This is a genomic window from Rhodococcus sp. T7, assembly GCF_009872365.1.
Lineage (GTDB): Bacteria > Actinomycetota > Actinomycetes > Mycobacteriales > Mycobacteriaceae > Rhodococcus_F.
This window is the reverse complement of record NZ_WXYH01000325.1, coordinates 57,214-69,573: the sequence shown is the minus strand read 5'-3', so window position 1 is coordinate 69,573 and position 12,360 is coordinate 57,214. Positions and strand designations below refer to the sequence as shown.

Below are 12,360 nucleotides of genomic sequence, written 5' to 3'. Positions count from 1 at the left end.
GCTACAGCTACCGGAAAGGCGCACGAGCCCGAAGGGCCTATCCGGAGACGGAACGTCCCGCGGACTTGAGGTCGTTGCAGGCCTCGACGACGCGGGCCGTCATGCCGGCCTCGGCCTTCTTGAGGTAGCTGCGGGGGTCGTAGAACTTCTTGTTGCCGACCTCGCCGTCGACCTTCAGCACGCCGTCGTAGTTGGTGAACATGTGGCCGACGATCGGACGGGTGAACGCGTACTGGGTGTCGGTGTCGACGTTCATCTTGACGACGCCGTAGTTCAGCGCGTCCTCGATCTCCGACTTCAGCGAACCCGACCCGCCGTGGAAAACGAAGTCGAACGGCTGCGAGCCGTCGGGCAGGCCGAGCTTGGCGGCGGCGACCTTCTGGCCGGTCTCGAGCACCTCGGGACGCAACTTCACGTTGCCCGGCTTGTAGACGCCGTGCACGTTGCCGAACGTGGCGGCCAGCAGGTACTTGCCGTTCTCGCCGGTGCCGAGCGCGTCGACGGTCTTCTCGAAGTCCTCGGGCGAGGTGTAGAGCTTGTCGTTGATCTCGGCTTCCACGCCGTCCTCTTCACCACCGACGACGCCGATCTCGACCTCGAGGATGATGTTGGCTGCTTTCGCCTTCGCGAGGAGTTCCTGGGCGATCTCCAGGTTCTCGTCGATCGGGACGGCCGAACCGTCCCACATGTGGGACTGGAATAGCGGGTTGCGGCCGGCCTCGACGCGCTGGCGCGAGATCTCGAGCAGCGGGCGGACGAACGTGTCCAGCTTGTCCTTGGGGCAGTGGTCGGTGTGCAGGGCGATCGTGACGTCGTACTTCGCGGCGATCACGTGAGCGAACTCGGCGAGTGCGACCGCACCGGTCACCATGTCCTTGACGCCCAGGCCCGAACCGAACTCGGCGCCACCGGTCGAAAACTGGATGATGCCGTCACTGCCGGCGTCCGCGAAGCCCTTGATGGCGGCGTTGATGGTTTCGGAAGAAGTGCAGTTGATGGCGGGGAAGGCAAAGGAGTGCTCCTTGGCCCGACCAAGCATCTCGGCGTAGACCTCGGGAGTCGCGATAGGCACGGCGGCAGTCCTCCATAAAGAGTCGATTTCGGCACGCGCGATCAGCGCAGCGCGCGATGTGGTCCTAGCAGTATGGCAATACCGTTAGCGTACGTCGCCCGGTGGCTGTCGTGGCACCTCGTTCGGTCCGGTCGACGACCGGGGTTTGAGCCGGTCCCCGACCGGGCCGAAACTCCATGACCTGCACTATTCCGACAGTCGGCCAGAACGCCGGTACGCTGAGGCCGTGATTGTGCAGGCAGCATCGGATTCCGTGACCAACCTCGCGTTGTTGCCGGGATTCCTCGACCCGGTGAACCTCCTCAACTCCTTCGGCACGTGGGTGCTCGTCGGACTTCTCCTGGTCGTCTTCATCGAGTCGGGTTTGCTGTTCCCCCTGCTCCCCGGCGACTCGCTCCTCTTCACCGCGGGACTCATCGCGGCGTCGAAGTCGACGGAGATCGAACCGTTCGCCCCCCTGTGGGTGCTTCTGGTTCTGATTCCGATCGCCGCGATCCTCGGCGACCAGGTCGGCTTCTTCATCGGCAGCAAGGGCGGGACCGCCCTGTTCAAGAGTGACGACGCGCGGTTCTTCAAGAAGAAGTACATCGACGAGTCGCACGCCTTCTTCGAGAGGCACGGCCCCATCACCATCATCCTGGCCCGGTTCGTTCCGATCGTGCGCACGTTCGCGCCGGTCGTCGCGGGTGCGTCGCGGATGAAGTACCCCCTGTTCCTGACGTACAACATCGTGGGCGGCATCCTGTGGGGCGCCGGCGTCACGCTGCTCGGCTACCTTCTCGGGCAGATCGAGTTCATCCGCGACAACGTCGACGTCATCTTCCTGCTGATCGTCTTCGTGTCCGTGCTGCCGATCATCGTGGAGGTGGGCAAGCGCATCGTGAAGTCCCGCCAGGGCGCGGGTGCCGCGACCGAGGACCCGCAACCGGTCACCACCCCCACCGATCCCACCTCCTGAATCCGATCGGGGTAGCGCACTGACGATGGTCACCACGGCAGCAGGCAGCTTCGGGCCTCTCGTCTCGGCCGGCCCAGCGCTGGTCTGGGTCGTCGTGCTCGCGTTCGTGTTCATCGAGTGCGCGGTGATCCTGGGCCTGTTCCTGCCCGGCGACTCGATGCTGATCACCGCGGGCATCGTGCTGGCCAACCATGCGTCGGGCGCCGGCCACGTGTGGGCGTTGTCGGTCGGCGCAATGATCGCCGCCGTCTGCGGAAACCAGGTGGGGTACGTCATCGGTCACCGCACCGGCAACCACATCCTCGCCCGCAAGGGCGGGAAGTATCTCAACTACACCAACCTCCACAAGGTCAACCTTCTGCTGGAGAAGCATGGATTCTGGGCGGTGCTCGTCGCCCGCTGGATTCCGTGGATCCGCACCCTGTGCCCGCTGGTCGCCGGTGCCGCCAAGATGAATCACACCAAGTACACGATCGCCAGCACCATCGGCGCCATCTTCTGGGCGCCTGTCCTGCTGCTCATCGGTTTCTACTTCGGCTCGTTCCTCGACCGGGTGTCGTGGCTGATGCCCGCGGTGCTCGCCGGGATGGTCGCGCTGCTGGTGATCGGCACCGTGCTCGGGGTGTGGCACTACCGGCAGGAGATGGCGCGTCCGCCCGAAGAAGTGGAAGTCGAGGAAGTGCTGGACTAGTGCCGGTGCACCGCGTCCCACGCGGGCAACGGGCCGTCGAAGAGAGTCCACGCTGCCGGTCCTGATCGCAGTTCCTCGTCGGTGAGCGGAGCCGGGTCGAGGATCCGCCGCGGGCCGTCGGGGTCGAGTCGGACGCCGATGAACACGATCTCCTGCCCCGGACGTTCGTCCGTGGACGCCCACAGTTGGGCGGGTTCGATCACGAGATTCGGTCCGGCCTGCGACCAGACGGCCGCGAGGTCGGGGCGACGCATCCACGACCGTCACCATCGTGTCGATGGCCGCGACCGGGCCGAGGCCTGAGCCCCGGCCCGTGTGACTACAGCGCGACGGTGCCCGGCGCGTCCGCGTACTGGCTCTCGGGGCGCGGCAACCCGAAGTGGTCGCGCAGCGTGGTGCCCGAGTACTCGGTGCGGAACAGTCCGCGCTCCTGCAGGATCGGGACCACCTTCTGCGCGAACACCTCGAGACCGCCCGGGTAGTACGGCGGCATGACGTTGAACCCGTCCGCGGCGCCCTGCGTGAACCATTCCTCGATGGTGTCGGCCACCTGCACCGGCGTCCCGACGACGACCCGGTGCCCACGCGCACCGGCGAGACGGTGCAGCAGTCCGCGCAGCGTCGGGTTCTCCCGCTCGACGATGCCGGCGATCACCTGCAGACGGCTCTGCTTGTTGTCCGTGACGTCGCCGGCGTCCCCGAACAGTCCGGCGGGCACGGGGGCGTCGAGATCGAGGTGCCGCACGCTCGAGCCGGTGAGAGCCTCGAGCTGGGCGATCCCGTACTCGGGCGAGGTCAGTTCGTTGAATTCTCGCTCCAGGTCCCGCGCCTCGGCCTCGGTGTCGCCGAGGAACGGGCTGATGCCGGGAAGGATCTTCACGTGCTCCGGGTTGCGGCCGAACTGCACCGCACGCTGCTTGACGTCCGCGTAGAACGCCTGCCCGTCCGACAGCCGCTGGTGCGCGGTGAAGATGGCCTCGGCGTACTGGCCTGCGAACGCGCGGCCCTCGTTGGACGCACCCGCCTGCACCAGCACCGGGTGTCCCTGCGGGGAGCGCGGCGCGTTGAACGGTCCCCGCACCCGCAGGTGGCGTCCGACGTAGTTGATCTCGTGGATCTTCGACGGGTCCGCGTAGATGCCCGCGGCCTTGTCGATCAGGATGGCGTCGTCCTCCCAGCTGTCCCACAGCTTGACGGTCGCGTCGACGAACTCCCGCGCCCGCGCGTAGCGGTCGGCGTGGTCCGGGTGGCTGGGCAGTCCGAAGTTGGCGGCCGCCACGTCGGTGCCGGTGGTCACGATGTTCCAGCCGGCCCGGCCGCGGGAGATGTGGTCGAGGGACGCGAACAGCCGCGCGAGGTTGTAGGGCTCGAAGTACGTCGTGGACGCGGTCGCGATCAGCCCGATCCGTTCGGTGGCCGTCGCGATGGCCGTCAGCAGCGTGATGGGCTCGAGTGCTCCGGCGGCGCCGTGCTCGACGTCGCTGCGCAGGGCGGGGCCGTCGGCGAAGAAGATCGCGTCCAGCTTCGCGGCTTCCGCTGTCTGCGCGATCTCCTGGAAGTAGGAGACGTCGTACAGCCGCTCGGGCGTCGTGAGCGGGTGACGCCACGCCGACTCGTGGTGCCCGGCCGGGTAGATGAACGCGTTGAGACTCAGCTGCCGCTGTTGATCTGACATAACGAACTGTCTAACAGCGCCGTATCCGGGGCGATACGGTTAATTTTCGCGTGATTCGAACCGTCGCCTAGCGTCGCGGGTACCCCGCCGCGGACACCATGTGCGCGGCCTCCATCAGCATCCAGCCACCGAGCTGGACGGACATGTCGCGTTCCGGGATCCCGGACGAGCGCACGGTGCCCCCGGTGAACGTGGCGATTCCCCCACCCAGTCCCGGCAGTTGCGCCTGCCGGGTCCAGTCGTGGCCGAACAGCGGCTGCCCCTCGATCTGCAACCGGTTCTCCCACGCCGATTCCGCGGAGGTCAGCACGAGTTGGGCGGCGATCTCCCGGGCCCGGATGTCGGCGGGCGACTCCCACGGCAGCATCACCGCGGTCAGCGCCAGGTACCGCGCGAGGATTCCGTTGAACAGGCCGCCGTCTCCCCCACCGCCGCCGTCGATGACGCCGTGGGGTGCGAGGTGCTCGTCGATGGCGTCGACCAGCCGGTGCGTCCGGTTGCGGTGCCGGGGGGAACCGAGGCGCACGGCGAGTTCGGTTTCGAGTCCGAGAACGACGCCCTGACAATAGGAGTAGATGTTGCGTTCGATCTCGCCGCCCGGGTGGATGCCGTCGGCGATCAGGTTCGTGTGCGCGTCCCGCAGCGTGTCGTCGATCCAGTCGGCTATCGCCTGGGCGCGCCACAGCTTTCCGGTGCGGGCCAGCATGATCCCGGCCGGTCCGTTGGCGGGCGCGTTGTAGAAATTCGAGCCTTTCCGCCACGGGATGCCGCCCCCCGCCTCGGGCGCCCAGGCGTCGAACAACTGGGATTCGAGCGCCTGCACCGCACTTCTGTTGTCTATGAAGTGCATTCGCTGGGCACGCTCGAGGGCGATTCCCAGCCAGGCCATGTCGTCGTAATAGTTGTTGGTCCAGCCCGAGATGTTCCGCATACGGTGGCTGCGCGCAAGTTTCACGATGCGGCGACGACGGCGCGGCGTGGGGTCGCGTTCGAGGGCGTCGACGGCGCAGTCGAGCAGGTGGGCCTGCCACCAGTAGTGCCAGCTGAAGAACAGCCGCTCGCGCCGCACCGCCGGCCAGGCGACGACGCCCAGGGTGGTGCCCGGGAGCGCCCACAGCCGGCGAAGGTGCCTGCTCACCACCGCTTCTTCAGCGGCGTCCGCGCGCGCCGACCACGAGTCCTGCATAAGAGTTGATCTTGCCTATTCGCCGGGGGTTCCGCTACCACGCACGGTCGAGGTCGGCGTGCTGTCGAACCCACGCGTGCATCGCGATTCCCGCGGCGACCCCCGCGTTGATGCTGCGGGTGGAACCGAACTGTGCGATCGACACCGTCATCGCCGCAACCTCTTTCGCCTGGTCGGTGACTCCCGGCCCCTCCTGGCCGAACAGGAGCACGCAGTCGCGGGGCAGGTTCGCCGTCTCGAGCGGCACCGACCCGGGTGTGTTGTCGACGGCCACGATGGTGAGACCTCTCTCACGTGCGAAGTCGACGAGGCCCTCGACGTCCGGGTGGTGGAGGACGTGCTGGTACCGGTCGGTGACCATGGCGCCGCGCCGGTTCCAGCGTCGACGTCCCACGATGTGGACTGCCGCGGCGGCGAACGCGTTGGCGGTGCGCACCACCGTCCCGATGTTCGCGTCGTGCCCGAAGTTCTCGATGGCCACGTGGAGCGGGTGGCGCCGGCTGTCGATGTCCGCGACGATCGCTTCCCGCGTCCAGTACCGGTAGGCGTCGACCACGTTGCGGCGATCGCCTCCGGCCAGCAGTTCGGGGTCGTACCGCGGGTCGGTGGGGGGCGGGGTGCCGTGCTCCTCGGTCCACGGGCCGACGCCGTTCGGGTTCTCGCCCCATTCGGTGGGACCCGTCTCGGCGATCTCGACCTCCACCGGGCCCGTCTCGACTCCGCTCACGACGTCAGAACGTCTTGTTCGAATCGGGGGCGACGGTGAACCCGTGCGACGTCTCGTCGTTGGTGCACGTGACGGCCGTGGCGGTGGTGCCGCAGGTGTAGCCGAGCTTGGTCAGTTTCGACCCGGCGGGCAGTGCCGCGTCCGGTTCGTCGCCGCCCGAGGTGTACACGAGGCCGCCGGCGCACATGAACGACGCCTCGCCGTCGTTCTCGACGCGGATGCCGTGACCCCAGTCGACCATGCAGTCGTCGGGGCGCGGGGGCACCGGGCTCGTCGACCCCTGGCAACCGGCCTCGGTGCGGTTCGGCAGCTTGATGATGCCGCACTGGAACCCGCCGTCCGGGGACGTGAAGAAGTACGACTCGTTGTGCTCGTACGGGACGTCGACGAGCGTCGTGGTCGGCGCTTCGGTCGTCGTCGTCGGCGGCGGCGGCGCAACGGTCGTGGTCGTGGTGGTCGGCGGAACCGTGGTCGTGGTGGTGGTCACAGGGGCCGCGGCCGTCGTCGTCGACGTCGGCGGAGCCACCGCGTCCGAGGACCCACCACACCCTGCGAGCATCATGGCCGAGCCAATGCTCAGACACACCAACGACACCCGACGCCACGCCATACGGCCACCTCCACACATACTTACCTGCTGCCGACACTGCACTCTAACGGCAGTGCGGCGGCGGGGCTGCTTCGGCGAGGCCGGGACGGGTTAACCTGGAGGTGGAGGCATTCGATGAATCATCAGCGCATCGTGCGGACGGTCTGCTTCGTCACGGTCGGCTACGTCGTCGTCCTCGCCGTGTGGCTGGGATGGTTGATCCAGCACACCCCGCCGGCCACCATTCCGTACCAGATCATGGGATTGGTCGCGGCCTTCGGCTCGGCGCTGGGCTTCGGGATGATGGCGGCCGGTCGGCCCAGCCGCGCCGACCGCAAACTCGAACGCCACGGACTCGAGGGCTGGGCCCGCATCGAGCACGTCACCCCGCTCCGCCGCACCCCGGACGACGGCGAACTCACCGAACTGGACCTCCGGCTGACCGTGCCCGGATCGGAGAGCTACGCCGGACGGGTCGTCTACGAGGTGCGGCGGGAGAACGCGACACGATTCGTACCGGGCGAGACGATCACCATCCTGGTGGACCCGGAGGACCGGGACCACATCATGCTCTGCCCGTGATCCGGCGGCGCCCGAGCGCGAGCATCCCCTCGACGAGCAGCAGCTGGGCCGCCGCGTAACTGGCGAGGATCGCTCCTTCGGCCGCGGCTCTCCCCTGTTCTCCCCGGATGAACAAGCGCCGCACCACGATCAGGCCGTCGGAGGCGGTGAACAGCATCCCGCCCACGCCGAGCCAGCTGCGCCGGTCGGTTCCCGGCACGGCCACATTCGCGTAAACGTCGGCGCCGGGCGCGAGGGACGGGTCGGCCGAGAGGGTCGACGTGGTGCCGAGCAGCGCGCCGTACGCGGTCAACGGTGCGGCGACCTCCTTCGCGCGCCCGCGGAGAAGCGCCGCCGCGCCCGCCCACCCCGCGAGCCGGGGCAGCAACGCGGGCACCGTAGGCCGGGCGCCCCGGCGCAGCAGCAGCGCCGAGTAGCCGACCTGCATGACGGCGAACGAGGACGCGCCGCGTACGAGACGGGCGTCGTCGTCGGGGTCGATCATGAAGACGTCCCCCACGGTCGCGGCGGTGAGACCGGCGAGGAGAAGCGCGACGTCGGCGGGGTCGGTGTCCGCACGCCGCCGCAGCACCCGAACGGCGAGCGCGGGCGCGATCAGTGGCTTCGCCACGCGCTGCAACCGTTCCCGACCGGTGACGGCTCCGACCACGGTGGCCAGCGTCGCACCGGCGAATACCGCGTGCTCGACACCCCAGTTGTTCTTCGACTTCACGTCTTCCTCCCACGCTTTCGGATGTGCCGAGGTTACCGGTCCGAACAGTGGTTGACTGGAGAGTGGATGCGACGGAGAATCCGCGATTGTGAGGCACAGCTGATGGCAAAACAGGCGCGCGCGGCGGCCACCCGCCATCAAGTGTTGGAGGGTGCTGCACTGAGCTTCGAGAAGCTCGGGTACGGCGGCGCGAGCCTCAGCGGCATCCTCTCCTACGCTGACGTGACGAAGGGCGCCTTGTACTTTCACTTCGAGTCCAAGGAGGCGCTGGCCTGGGCGGTGATCAAGGAACAGCACGCGATGGCGATGCTGGCGGCGCAGCGCGTGCTCGCGACGGCCCAGTCGCCGATGGAGGCGATCCTGTTGTGCGCCAAGGAGATGGCGCGCCAGCTGCTGACCGAGCCGATCGTGCGGGCGGGTGTGCGGCTGACCCTGGAACTCGGGACGTCCCGCGGCCCGGCCACCGATCCCTACATCGACTGGACCGACACCCTCGTCGCACTCGCGGGCAAGGCACGGGAGGCGGGTGAACTGCGCGCGACCGTCGATCCCGCCGCGCTGGCCCGTTTCCTGGTCAGTTCGTTCACGGGCATGCAGTTGGTGTCCGAGGCGCTGACCGGGCGTGCCGACCTGTACGAGCGGCTGGCCGACATGTGGGGGCTGCTGCTGCCGTCGATCGCGTCGCCGGACATGCTGCCGCGCCTGCTCGAACTCGTGGCACTGCGCGACGACGTCGCGTCCTGACTCAGACGCCGGTGTGGGCGGGTTCCTCGGGACCGTCCGGCGCCGGTTGCGGCAGGTCGAGCGGATGTGACTGCGTCGGCGCCGGTTGGACGACGGCGATGCGGGCGCCGTCCGGAATCGCGTCGACGGAGCAGATGGTTCCGAAGATGCCGAGGCCGCCGAACAATGCCAGCAGGCCGTAGGCCAGGAACGTCGACGTTCGTTCGACAGCTGATCGTGGTTCGCCCTCCAATGCTATCGTGGTGCGCCGCGCGTACACGGCCCTTCGCTCTCGGGGATTTCGGCTGAGTTCCACCATGTGGCCCTTCTTCGCATGATCGGTCGGTGCGGATGGTGTCGGGTCGACGCTTACGAGTCTGTCGCGGCGGCGGCCGGGTGTCGCTGCCCCCAGGGATGGAATGCACTCCACCCAGGGTTGGACGGCCCGGCCCGGCACCCCGGGGCGCGGGCGGTTATGATCCGGACCACACCAGGTGTACGCAGAGCGGAGATTCTGTCCGCTATGCGTACATCGTGAGCATCGCCCGAGCAGGAAGGCCTCATGACGACCACCGAGGAACCGACCCGCAGCGAAGACGCGCAGACGCGCCCCCCTCGCTTCGAACGACCGCCGTGGCCGCCCGCCGGCCCCCGCCGCCTACTCCGCGACCTCGGCGGCGCCTACGCCGCCAATGGGCTGATCGGACTGATCTTCTCCGCGACCGGTCCCGTAGCCGTGATCCTGGCCGCCGGTTCCGCGGGCGGACTGTCGCCCGGGCAGATGGCGTCGTGGATCTTCGGCGTCTTCTTCCTCAACGGCATCCTCACCGTCCTCGCCAGCTGGCTGTACCGTCAGCCGCTCGCGTTCTTCTGGACGATCCCCGGCACGATCATCGTCGGCGGCTCGCTCACCCACCTGTCGTGGCCGGAGGTGCTCGGGGCGTTCCTCGTGACCGGACTCCTGGTCCTCGCCCTCGGCCTGACCGGGCGGGTGCGCCAGGTGATGGCGATGCTTCCGATGCCGATCGTCATGGCCATGGTCGCCGGCGTCTTCCTGAAATTCGGCACCGACCTCGTCCACGCCGTGGGAGCCGATGCGGCCGTGGCCGTTCCGATGGTCGTCGCCTTCGTCCTCCTCGCGTCCCGCGCCGCGCTCGGCCGGTGGATGCCCCCGATTCTCGGCGCACTGCTCGTCGGGGCGGCCGCGGTCGCGGTCACGGGCCGCTTCCAGCCCGCCGGCACCGGCACACCATGGATCGCGGCGCCGATGTTCCAGGCCCCGCAGTTCACCTGGCAGGCGATCGCCGAACTGGTCGTGCCGCTGGCGATCACGGTCATCGTCGTGCAGAACGGTCAGGGTGCGGCCGTGCTGACGTCCGCAGGCCACAGGCCGCCGATGAACGTCGGCACCGTCCTGTGCGGGGTCTGGTCCCTCGCCACCGCCGCCGTCGGAGCCGTGTCGACGTGCCTGACCGGGCCGACCAACGCCCTGCTGGTGGCGTCCGGGCAGCGCACCCGGCAGTACACGGCGGCCGTCGTCTGCGGACTGCTCGCCGTGATCGTCGGCCTCTTCGCCCCGCTGTTCGTTCAGCTGATGCTGGCCACCCCGGCCGCGTTCGTCGCCACGCTCGGCGGCCTCGCGATGCTCCGGGCGCTGCAGGGGTCGTTCGTCGCGGCGTTCGGCTCCCGATACACGCTCGGCGCGCTCGTGACGTTTCTGGTGACCGTCTCGAACGTGCAGTTCCTCAACATCGGCGCGGCCTTCTGGGGACTGATCGCCGGACTGCTCGTGTCCCGGGTGATGGAACCGGGTGATTTCCGGAAGGGATGATCGGTCACCGCCCCCGCCACCACCACCACCGCCTGCCTGCCGGGGGCGGGTCCGGTACCGGCTCCGGTTGCGATTTCGGGGGCGCTGCCTGCTGCGGCTTCCGCACGTACTGCTTCTGCTGCCGCCAGGTGGCGACGACCTCGTCCGCGTCGACCGGGCTCACCGGGATCCTCGGACCGGACGGCGCCCGCAACCATTCGACGATCTGCAGGTTGAGCTGCGCCACCACGTCCCGCACCGCCTGCTCGGACGGCATTCCACGGATCGTGTCGGGCAGCCGCTCGATCTCCTTGCGCAACTGCAGCGGCGTGGGGAGCAACGAGTCGGTGGGCAGATTCTCGCGCCGGAGGTAGTTCTTCACCCACCACAGTTCGTCGTCGACGTCGCCCGCCGGAATCGGTTTGCCCGCGCCGGGGAGATCGTCGAAGTCGCCGCGCTCCTGAGCGAGCCGGATCTGCTTGTCGATCCAGCTCTCGAAGCTCACCCCGGGAGGTTTGCGCTCGGTCACGCACGCCATTGTTCCAAAACCCGCTTCAGCCTGCCGGGGCGTCGGCTCCCGTGTAGAACGCGGTCGTGCGATCGCCTGCCGCGGTCGCCGCGGCTTCCGGAGTCCCGAACTCGATGCTCGCGTCCCGCCACTGCTCGCTGCTCGCCGTGATGAACTCCTTGCCTTCCTCGCTCGCCGACCAGGCCTCGCTCTCCTTCGGGTCCATCGACTTCCCCGTCCCCAGATACAGGTACAGCCCCAGAACCCCCAGTTCCCAGCCGACGCCGGTCGCGCCGGGCCCGTATTCGTCCCAGAACTTGTCGTCGACGTGCGCCGTGTGCAGAAGCTCGAAGCGGGTGCCCCCGGCCGGGTCCGCGGTGACGGACACGTCGATCCAGCTGACGTCGCCGCCGTACTCCCAGGTCGCGGTGAATCCGTTGGGCGGATCACACGTGAGAATCTCGCCGCCGGCGTTGCCTTCGAGCTGATAGCGACCGTGCAGGCGCAGGTCGCCCGTCACCGGCATGAACCACCGTGGGATTCGCTCGGCGGTAGTGCAGGCCTCCCACACCTCCTCCACCGTGGCGTCGTAGGTGCGTCCGATCGTCACGGTGCGGGCCTCGCCCGCCTCGAGCGTCCGACTGCCCACCGAGCGGCGCACCGCGTTGATCTGTTCCGTCACTTCGATCATCGATCGCTCCCTTGTTTCGGGTCTGTTTTGTCCTCGCCGGACAGTCGTTTTTCGCGGCGCCCTCGCGCGATCTCCGTGGCCAGTGCGTCGAGCCGCGGCGTCCAGAAACGCCGGAACTGGCCGAGCCACGCGTCGATGTCGCGGAGCGGTTCGGTCTCCACCGCATACAGCCGTCGCGCACCGTCGATCCGGACTGTGGCGAAACCGTTCTCCCGCAAGACCTTCAGATGCTGAGACACCGCGGGTTGCGAGATGCCGAACTCGGCACGGATGACGTCGCTGACCGCACCGGACGTCTTCTCGTCGTCCGCGATCAGTTCGAGGATCCGGCGTCGGACCGGATCGCCGAGTACGTCGAAGGCGTGCATGCCGTCTTATATTTCAGCCTTCACTTATATAAGTCAAGACGCAAATGATTGCCGATCACTTGCCAAGC

Annotated in this window: 15 protein-coding genes and 1 pseudogene; 5 read left to right on the top strand and 11 right to left on the bottom strand. The window is 68.2% G+C overall.

The window, feature by feature from the left end; genetic code table 11:
• Positions 1-37: 37 nt before the first annotated feature.
• Positions 38-1,072: a class II fructose-bisphosphate aldolase gene (fbaA, locus tag MLGJGCBP_RS27150; RefSeq protein ID WP_160099352.1), complete on the bottom strand. Its 1,035-nt coding sequence runs from the start codon at positions 1,070-1,072 to the stop codon at positions 38-40.
• 226 nt (positions 1,073-1,298) lie between these two features.
• Here fbaA and MLGJGCBP_RS27145 point away from each other — a divergent pair, with 226 nt between their 5' ends.
• The gene (locus MLGJGCBP_RS27145) at positions 1,299-2,030 is read left to right on the top strand and encodes a VTT domain-containing protein (RefSeq protein WP_160099350.1); all 732 of its coding nucleotides are present in this window, start codon (positions 1,299-1,301) and stop codon (positions 2,028-2,030) included.
• Between the two features lie 25 nt (positions 2,031-2,055).
• A complete protein-coding gene (locus MLGJGCBP_RS27140) occupies positions 2,056-2,721 on the top strand; it encodes a DedA family protein (RefSeq protein ID WP_160099348.1) in 666 nt (221 codons plus the stop codon).
• Here the strand turns inward: MLGJGCBP_RS27140 and MLGJGCBP_RS27135 are convergent.
• The 5 genes and pseudogenes from MLGJGCBP_RS27135 to MLGJGCBP_RS27115 all read right to left on the bottom strand — a co-directional run.
• A pseudogene (locus MLGJGCBP_RS27135) lies at positions 2,718-2,969 on the bottom strand (GTP-binding protein); the annotation flags it as partial. The gene MLGJGCBP_RS27140 and the pseudogene MLGJGCBP_RS27135 overlap by 4 nt on opposite strands.
• Positions 2,970-3,040: 71 nt before the next feature.
• Positions 3,041-4,396: an LLM class flavin-dependent oxidoreductase gene (locus tag MLGJGCBP_RS27130; protein ID WP_087561408.1), complete on the bottom strand. Its 1,356-nt coding sequence runs from the start codon at positions 4,394-4,396 to the stop codon at positions 3,041-3,043.
• Between the two features lie 67 nt (positions 4,397-4,463).
• Positions 4,464-5,582 carry a glycoside hydrolase family 76 protein gene (locus MLGJGCBP_RS27125; protein ID WP_160099346.1) on the bottom strand — a complete coding sequence of 373 codons (1,119 nt, stop codon included), beginning with the start codon at positions 5,580-5,582 and terminating at the stop codon, positions 4,464-4,466.
• Between the two features lie 34 nt (positions 5,583-5,616).
• Entirely contained in the window at positions 5,617-6,309 is a 693-nt protein-coding gene (locus MLGJGCBP_RS27120) for a TrmH family RNA methyltransferase (protein WP_160099344.1), read from the bottom strand.
• Positions 6,310-6,313: 4 nt separating this feature from the next.
• Positions 6,314-6,919: a hypothetical protein gene (locus MLGJGCBP_RS27115; protein WP_160099342.1), complete on the bottom strand. Its 606-nt coding sequence runs from the start codon at positions 6,917-6,919 to the stop codon at positions 6,314-6,316.
• 114 nt (positions 6,920-7,033) lie between these two features.
• Between MLGJGCBP_RS27115 and MLGJGCBP_RS27110 the strand changes: the two genes are divergently transcribed.
• A complete protein-coding gene (locus MLGJGCBP_RS27110; RefSeq protein ID WP_087561404.1) occupies positions 7,034-7,480 on the top strand; it encodes a hypothetical protein in 447 nt (148 codons plus the stop codon).
• On the opposite strand, the gene MLGJGCBP_RS27105 is transcribed toward MLGJGCBP_RS27110, so the two are convergent.
• A complete protein-coding gene (locus MLGJGCBP_RS27105; protein ID WP_160099340.1) occupies positions 7,464-8,192 on the bottom strand; it encodes a lysoplasmalogenase in 729 nt (242 codons plus the stop codon). The genes MLGJGCBP_RS27110 and MLGJGCBP_RS27105 overlap by 17 nt on opposite strands.
• Before the next feature lie 102 nt (positions 8,193-8,294).
• Here MLGJGCBP_RS27105 and MLGJGCBP_RS27100 point away from each other — a divergent pair, with 102 nt between their 5' ends.
• The gene (locus tag MLGJGCBP_RS27100; protein WP_160099338.1) at positions 8,295-8,936 is read left to right on the top strand and encodes a ScbR family autoregulator-binding transcription factor; all 642 of its coding nucleotides are present in this window, start codon (positions 8,295-8,297) and stop codon (positions 8,934-8,936) included.
• 1 nt (position 8,937) lies between these two features.
• On the opposite strand, the gene MLGJGCBP_RS27095 is transcribed toward MLGJGCBP_RS27100, so the two are convergent.
• Positions 8,938-9,234, bottom strand: coding sequence for a hypothetical protein (locus tag MLGJGCBP_RS27095; protein WP_160099336.1), 297 nt, complete (start codon positions 9,232-9,234; stop codon positions 8,938-8,940).
• A 243-nt stretch (positions 9,235-9,477) separates the two neighbouring features.
• On the opposite strand from MLGJGCBP_RS27095, the gene MLGJGCBP_RS27090 reads away from it, so the two are divergent.
• The gene (locus MLGJGCBP_RS27090; protein WP_160099334.1) at positions 9,478-10,746 is read left to right on the top strand and encodes a benzoate/H(+) symporter BenE family transporter; all 1,269 of its coding nucleotides are present in this window, start codon (positions 9,478-9,480) and stop codon (positions 10,744-10,746) included.
• 4 nt (positions 10,747-10,750) lie between these two features.
• On the opposite strand, the gene MLGJGCBP_RS27085 is transcribed toward MLGJGCBP_RS27090, so the two are convergent.
• The 3 genes from MLGJGCBP_RS27085 to MLGJGCBP_RS27075 are packed head-to-tail and all read right to left on the bottom strand — an operon-like array spanning position 10,751 to position 12,292.
• A complete protein-coding gene (locus MLGJGCBP_RS27085) occupies positions 10,751-11,263 on the bottom strand; it encodes a J-domain-containing protein (protein ID WP_160099332.1) in 513 nt (170 codons plus the stop codon).
• Between the two features lie 16 nt (positions 11,264-11,279).
• Positions 11,280-11,924 (bottom strand): SRPBCC family protein, encoded by a 645-nt coding sequence (locus MLGJGCBP_RS27080; protein WP_160099330.1) that lies wholly within the window; start codon positions 11,922-11,924, stop codon positions 11,280-11,282.
• Complete coding sequence (locus MLGJGCBP_RS27075) at positions 11,921-12,292, bottom strand: ArsR/SmtB family transcription factor (RefSeq protein WP_160099328.1); 372 nt, start codon at positions 12,290-12,292, stop codon at positions 11,921-11,923. The genes MLGJGCBP_RS27080 and MLGJGCBP_RS27075 overlap by 4 nt, the downstream gene beginning before the upstream one ends.
• Positions 12,293-12,360 lie beyond the last annotated feature (68 nt).

What these genes read in the sequence shown, in the direction of transcription:
- MLGJGCBP_RS27130 (WP_087561408.1), bottom strand. Translation starts at nt 4,396, where the DNA reads ATGTCAGATCAACAGCGGCAGCTGAGTCTCAACGCGTTCATCTACCCG.
- MLGJGCBP_RS27125 (WP_160099346.1), bottom strand. Translation starts at nt 5,582, where the DNA reads ATGCAGGACTCGTGGTCGGCGCGCGCGGACGCCGCTGAAGAAGCGGTG.
- MLGJGCBP_RS27075 (WP_160099328.1), bottom strand. Translation starts at nt 12,292, where the DNA reads ATGCACGCCTTCGACGTACTCGGCGATCCGGTCCGACGCCGGATCCTC.
- MLGJGCBP_RS27110 (WP_087561404.1), top strand. Translation starts at nt 7,034, where the DNA reads ATGAATCATCAGCGCATCGTGCGGACGGTCTGCTTCGTCACGGTCGGC.
- MLGJGCBP_RS27140 (WP_160099348.1), top strand. Translation starts at nt 2,056, where the DNA reads ATGGTCACCACGGCAGCAGGCAGCTTCGGGCCTCTCGTCTCGGCCGGC.
- MLGJGCBP_RS27085 (WP_160099332.1), bottom strand. Translation starts at nt 11,263, where the DNA reads ATGGCGTGCGTGACCGAGCGCAAACCTCCCGGGGTGAGCTTCGAGAGC.
- MLGJGCBP_RS27100 (WP_160099338.1), top strand. Translation starts at nt 8,295, where the DNA reads ATGGCAAAACAGGCGCGCGCGGCGGCCACCCGCCATCAAGTGTTGGAG.
- MLGJGCBP_RS27095 (WP_160099336.1), bottom strand. Translation starts at nt 9,234, where the DNA reads ATGGTGGAACTCAGCCGAAATCCCCGAGAGCGAAGGGCCGTGTACGCG.
- MLGJGCBP_RS27090 (WP_160099334.1), top strand. Translation starts at nt 9,478, where the DNA reads ATGACGACCACCGAGGAACCGACCCGCAGCGAAGACGCGCAGACGCGC.
- MLGJGCBP_RS27080 (WP_160099330.1), bottom strand. Translation starts at nt 11,924, where the DNA reads ATGATCGAAGTGACGGAACAGATCAACGCGGTGCGCCGCTCGGTGGGC.
- MLGJGCBP_RS27115 (WP_160099342.1), bottom strand. Translation starts at nt 6,919, where the DNA reads ATGGCGTGGCGTCGGGTGTCGTTGGTGTGTCTGAGCATTGGCTCGGCC.